Annotated in this window: 2 protein-coding genes; both read left to right on the top strand. The window is 31.7% G+C overall.

Annotation, left to right across the window (positions count from 1 at the left end):
• Positions 1-347: carboxypeptidase-like regulatory domain-containing protein (locus QZZ11_RS08460; protein WP_292475299.1), on the top strand; the 347-nt coding region annotated here is incomplete at its 5' end.
• 435 nt (positions 348-782) lie between these two features.
• The coding region (locus QZZ11_RS08455) for a cobaltochelatase subunit CobN (protein WP_292475298.1) at positions 783-6,463 on the top strand (5,681 nt) is incomplete at its 3' end.

The following is a 6,463-nucleotide window of genomic DNA, read 5'->3' as shown; positions in this document are numbered from 1 at the left end:
GTTACAGTGGAAACACAAAATACAATGCATATGAAGTAAACAGTACTTTCACAGTTGGAAAACAAAACGTCATTGTAACGTATAATAAAATCAGTGATGTTAAAAAAGGAAACAACGTGACAATTACTGGTAAGTTCACGGATAATCTTGGTAAAGCAATTGCAAACAGTAATGTGAAAATTATTATTAACGGTGTCAAGTACTATGCAAAAACAGACAGTACGGGAAAATATACATTCACACAACAGTTTAGCACAACTGGAACTTACAATGTAACTATTGGATACAGTGGAAACGCAAAATACAATCCATATGAAACAAACACAACATTCAAAGTAACTGCTTAAAATAATTAAGTAATTACTTTTTAACTTTTTTTTTTATTCTTAATTTTTTTTTAAATCTTTAATCATGTATTATTTTTGATACAAATGAGTGAGGGGTCTGAAAATTAATTTTTATGATATAAGTAGTCTTGGGCATTATATGGGTATAATATTTTTTTTCAATAATTTTATTTTATTTAAAAACTATTGAAATGAGTTATTTTTAATTAATATGCTTCTGATTTCATGTAATTAAATATTTATCAATTAATTTTTCTTTAATTCTTTTATGTATATTTTTTTTAATTCTTTTTAAATAAAATGATTAAATTAATTTTATTTTTTTTAAAATTAACAATAAATATATTATTTATAAAAAACTAAAATAAAACCAGTGTATTATTTTACAATAATTACACATGAAAAAATTATTAATATCAATATGGAGTTTATATAATGAATAAAAAAATTATTTCATTATGTATAATACTCTTTATTATGATTATGTGTACAACTGTGAATGCAAACGATGTTTCAACGACGGACGCAATTACAAATATTACTGATAATAATATTAAAGATAATACAAGTTTAACAAATACGGCAGGTGTTGAAGTTCAAGCAAATGTCCAAACGACAACATCACATGATAACATAACAAACAATGAAATAAATACAAAACTGGAAACAAATAATGAAAAACAGGATGTACAAACTAATGCACAAAAGGATTTAATAGTTAAACATAATTCGTCAACTGTTAAAACTGATACAGAGCAAATCCAAAAATTGACAGGACTAAATATTACTGGTATTATTACAACAGCATATGATAAAACCAATAAAATTTATGCTCCTGATGAAGATGAAGGATTTGTGGCTGCAGGAGCAAAAATTACTTTATATGATGAAAGTACAGGTAAACGTATTGGAACTACTCTTTCAGATATTAATGGATATTATCAATTCTTAAACTTATCTGAAGGTTATTATTCCATGGAATTAGAATATGGGACATATGCAAAAGGTGAAGAAGCTATTCACTTATTAGATTCATTAGAATTTAATTATATTTTTGTACCTGATTTGGTTATAATTACATTTTCAGGAGATTCTTCTGGAAGTGGTCAAAGTGAAAAAATCAATTACTTAAGTCTTATGAGTGATAGATTTTTATTCTTGGAAAGTTATGAACTTAATAGTTCTTATGACAGATCAGGCCAATGGATGGTTGAAAGTGCTAATTTCATCTTAGTTGATATGTATTCTGTTGGAAACGGATTTGGAATTAATGATGATATAATAGCTAAATCAACTGCATCAAGAAACAATCATATAGCATATGTATTTGGTCTTTTTGACGAAAGTTTATTAAAAGGACCTTTAGGTAATTGGGGTTTTCTTCAGAATAATCCTCATGATGTACAAAACACCATTGTTGGTTCATATTGGCAAACTTTATCCATATCTGATTCTCCAATCATAAAAAGAAATATGGAAAACCTCTTTAGTTATATAAAGTATATACTTGGTGAAACTAAGGTAGATCCTACTACTGTTGAAGGTGGTCAACCGTTATTACTTTCAAATTCTTGGGGATTATATTATCCTGGTTATGAAAACGATGTAAAAACTCCAAGTCCTGATACAATTATGGGCTGGATATACTCAAATCCAGGATATAATCATGATCATTCAGGTAGTTTAAACTGGATGACTGATGATTATTCCAAATGGAATTTAGAAAACAATAATCCTACAAAAATATTCAGAGACTTTGAAGATTGGTATGATACCCATAAAAAAGAATATGATAGTCCTTTCATAGTAATTTCCACTTATTATAGGGGTGGATCAGTAGTAGATGCATTAATAAAAGAATATGAAAAACAGGGAAGAGCTGTATTCAGTATTTATAAAACCACATCTGAACAACCGGATATGACAGCTCTCTTAGAAATTGCAGGTAACAAATCTGTAGTGCATAGGGGAGTTTCAGCAGTAAGTTATATGTACTGGTGGACAACAGGTTATGCAGATAGAGGTGGAAATTACACAATTAATGCATATAAAAATTTAAACGTATCTTTAATTAATGCATTAAAAGATATTAGTTATTTTAGTTATGAAAGCCAATACGGTCCACAAAATGAATGGACTGCAGCAGTAACTATGCCTCAATTCGAAGGAGTTTTCGGAGCATTACCTGTATCATACATAAATGAGAATAAAGAAACTGTTGTTATTCCTGAAGGAATTGCTAAACACGTTCAATTAACAAACGGTTGGGCAAAACTAAGAGAATTAAATAATTCTGATAAAAAATTATCCTTATTGGTTTATGGTTATCCTCCAGGAAAAGCAAATATAGGTGCATCATTTTTAGATGTTTTCCAAAGTATTCATGATTTCTTTGAACATTTATATGATGAAGGTTATGATATTGGAATGAACAAAAGCGAAATTCCTACTACTGAACAGTTTAACAACATAATATCTGACTTCAGTAACAAAGGATTGTGGGCTGAAGGGCTACTTGATGCATATGTAATAAGTAATTATGATACGTTGGTTGAAAATGGACAATTAGTTTCAAAAAGTCAATATTTCAAATGGTACAATGAACTTCCTACTGAACTTCAGGAGCATGTAATAAAATCTTGGGGTGATGGGTTAGGAAACGGGTCCATGATTTATCGTGAAAAAGCTGAAATAAACAAAACAGTTTTCAGTAAGTGGTTAAGTAAATTATCAGAGAACTATCAAGATGAATTTATACATTACTGGAATTCAACAGATAGAAAAATAATATTATCTGAAGATTCAGAATCATTTTTAGTGAATAAAACAGAATTCTATAAATGGTTAATGGATTTACCTAATAATTTACAAAAAGCATTCAATGATTCAGTCGGATCCAGTATATTGAACGAAACTAAGTATAGGGATGAAGGATACTTTGTAATTCCGGGTGTACATTTTGGTAATGTTTTCTTAAGTGTTCAACCTATGAGAGGTTGGGAATCACAGATGGATTTCCACACATCTGATTTATCTCCACCTCAACAATATATTGCATATTACAAATATCTCAGTGAAGTTTATAAAACAAATGCAATTATTCACTTAGGTACTCACGGAACGTTAGAATGGTTACCTGGAAGAAGTTTAGGATTACAATCTACCGATTGGCCTTTCCAATTAACAAGTACTCCAATTGTTTATCCATACATAGTTTCTAACCCTGGGGAAGGTATGACTGCAAAAGAAAGAAGTTTTGCTCAAGTACTTACTCACATGACACCTGTTACTGCATCAACATCACTTTATGGTGATTATGTAGAACTTAACGATGCAATATCAAGGTATGATAACAATAAAAAAGCAGGGGTTGAAGATAACTTAAATTATTATAAAGAATTAATACTAAATCTTACCGAAAATTTAGGTTATGATCAACCAGATTATGTAACAGTTTCAAACTATTTGAATGATTACAATATAGCTTTAGGTAATGAGGATGAAAATGCCACACAAGAAGCTAAGAAAAAACTTATTCAAAAAGCCACAATTTTAGGATTTGTAATACCTGAAGGAGAAGGTTTTGAAGAAGAATTAGAAAAATTAGTAACCTATTTAAATAGTTCAAAGGCATTTGATGAATGGTTAGCTCAAATTCATGACGATCTCGAAAGAATGTCTACAGATAAAATCAACTATGGTATGCATACACTTGGAAGAATCTGGAATGACACTGAAATGATTACAGGAGTAACATCCATCGTATCTTCAAGAACGGAAATTCTTGAACATATAATGAATATGTATTATCCTGAAATCAAAGAAAGTTATTATGATAAGATTAAAGAAAGAGACTTTAATGATAAAAGAGATGTAATAACTGGTGTATTGAAGAATATAATAACTTCAATTGTTGAAGGAAGTTCAGTAAAAGAATTGGCAGAAAAATACGGTGTATTTGATAATACTACTGATTTTTATCAGGATTTAGTATTAATTGAAGAAACCATTTTTAACATCCTTGACAATAATGAATGGGAATACATATTCTCAGCTTTAAGTGGAGGATATGTAAGGCCTGGATTATCAGCTGATCCATTATATTCTGATGTATTACCTACTGGTGGATCAATGTATGCTAGTGATACGACCAAAATTCCAAGTAAAAGTGCATGGCAATCCGCAGTCAATTCAATAGATTTGGTATTAGAAAAATACATGATTGATCTTGGTGAAGAAACATTCCCAGAGTTGGTTGGAGAAGTTATATGGGGTACAGAAGTATTACGTACTGAAGGTATAAGTTTAGCTCAATTCCTATATTTACTTGGTGTAAAACCAGTATGGGATAAAACTGGAACAGTTACTGGAGTTGAAGTGATACCTCTTGAAAATTTAACTTTAACAATTGATGGAACCGTTTACAACAGACCAAGAATAGATGTATTTGCAACAATAGTATCCAACAACCCTGGTTGGATTAGTTTATTAACTAGTGCCGTATCTATGGTCAATGATTTAAATGAATCTGTAAATGTTAACTTTGTTAAAAAACATTATAATGAAACAGGTTCATTGGAAAGATTATATGGTTTGCCTGGAGCAGTACTTGAAGGTACTGGGGTTTCTGATTTATTAAATAATGCAGGAACAAAAATTGATCAATCAGAAGGCCTAACTGATGAATTGGCAAGTGTATATGAAGAAAGAATTGGACATTCATGGAATGTTGATGCTGATGGTAACATAGTTGTTGAAGATGACGGTGAAGGATTAGTTTATTTACTTGAACATCTTGATCTTGTTATTCAAAACTTAGACAGTACATGGAGATATCTTGATTCAGATGACTACGTTGACTGGTATGGTGGTCTATTAAATGCTGCAAATGTGCATGGATCAATTGTGAATACAGTATTATTAGATATTCGTGATAAAAATAATGTGGTTTTAAATACATTGGGTGAAGAAGTTAAACGTGAAACAAGAACAACTATCTTGAATCCTCAATGGTTAGGTGCTATGACCGGTGATGTTGGAGGTTGGAACCAAATGTCTCAAAACTTTGAGAATTTGATGAAAACTATTTTAACCACACAAGGTTACAGTGAAAACCAGGCAGGTAAAGCAGTTGCTGTGACAGAAACTGGTAATAATGCAGGTATTGTTGGAGATGGATTACTCAAAGAACTTGGTAAATTGGTAACATATAGTGAGTACTTCACTATGGATGCCCAATATAAGTCATATTCTTTCCAATCCATGTCTGGATGGTTATTAACACTCGATATGTCAGGTCACTGGAAAACAAATGATAATACATTAAGAAAAGATATGTTACAAAAATATGTGGACAACGCAAACCGTTATGGTGTTGCATGTTGTCACCACACATGTGGTAACATTAATTTCCATGATTGGATTATTAAAACAGGTACTGCATTGGGTGTTAAAGGATTATCCGAATACTCAAGAGTATATGCATCAGCTACAAAAAACCCTGATGCTGCATATAGTGATATTCCTGAAGGTGAATCCACAGCAAGTACAGAAGGAACTGGAAGTGTAGATATTAGTGAAGGAATTGCAGAATTCCTTAACAATGGAGCTACAGGTGAATCTAATGCAATGGCAAATGCCGCTGCAGGAGCAACCGGTTTTTCAGGTTCTTCAAGTATTACTGGTGCTGCAAAATCCATGACAAAAACAAATAATGGTGGAACAGGTTCCGGTTCCAATACTGATGCACAATCAGGTAATGGAACAACCGGCGGAACAAATGGAACTGGTTCTGGTTCTGAATCTTCTTCAGGTAATGGAACAGGTAATGGAACTGGTAATGGTACTCAAGAAGGTACTTCGGATGCTGATGGTAATTCAACTGATGCTACTGGAAATGGTACATCTTCAAATGCTACTACTAACAGTTCTACTGAAGTAGATACTAATGCTACTGTTCCTGAGGTTCCTGTAGATGAGAACACTACTGTTCCTGAGGTTCCGGAGGAGACTAATAGTACTCCTGAGGTTCCTGTTGAAGAGAACACTACTGTTCCTGAGGTTCCGGAGGAGACTAATAGTACTCCTGAGGTTCCTGTTGAAGAGAACACTACTGT

Origin of the sequence: Methanosphaera sp., assembly GCF_016282985.1 — an archaeon.
In the GTDB taxonomy this organism is placed as follows: Archaea; Methanobacteriota; Methanobacteria; order Methanobacteriales; family Methanobacteriaceae; genus Methanosphaera.
The sequence above is the reverse complement of the archived record's forward strand: the minus strand, read 5'-3'. Positions and strand labels throughout refer to the sequence as shown.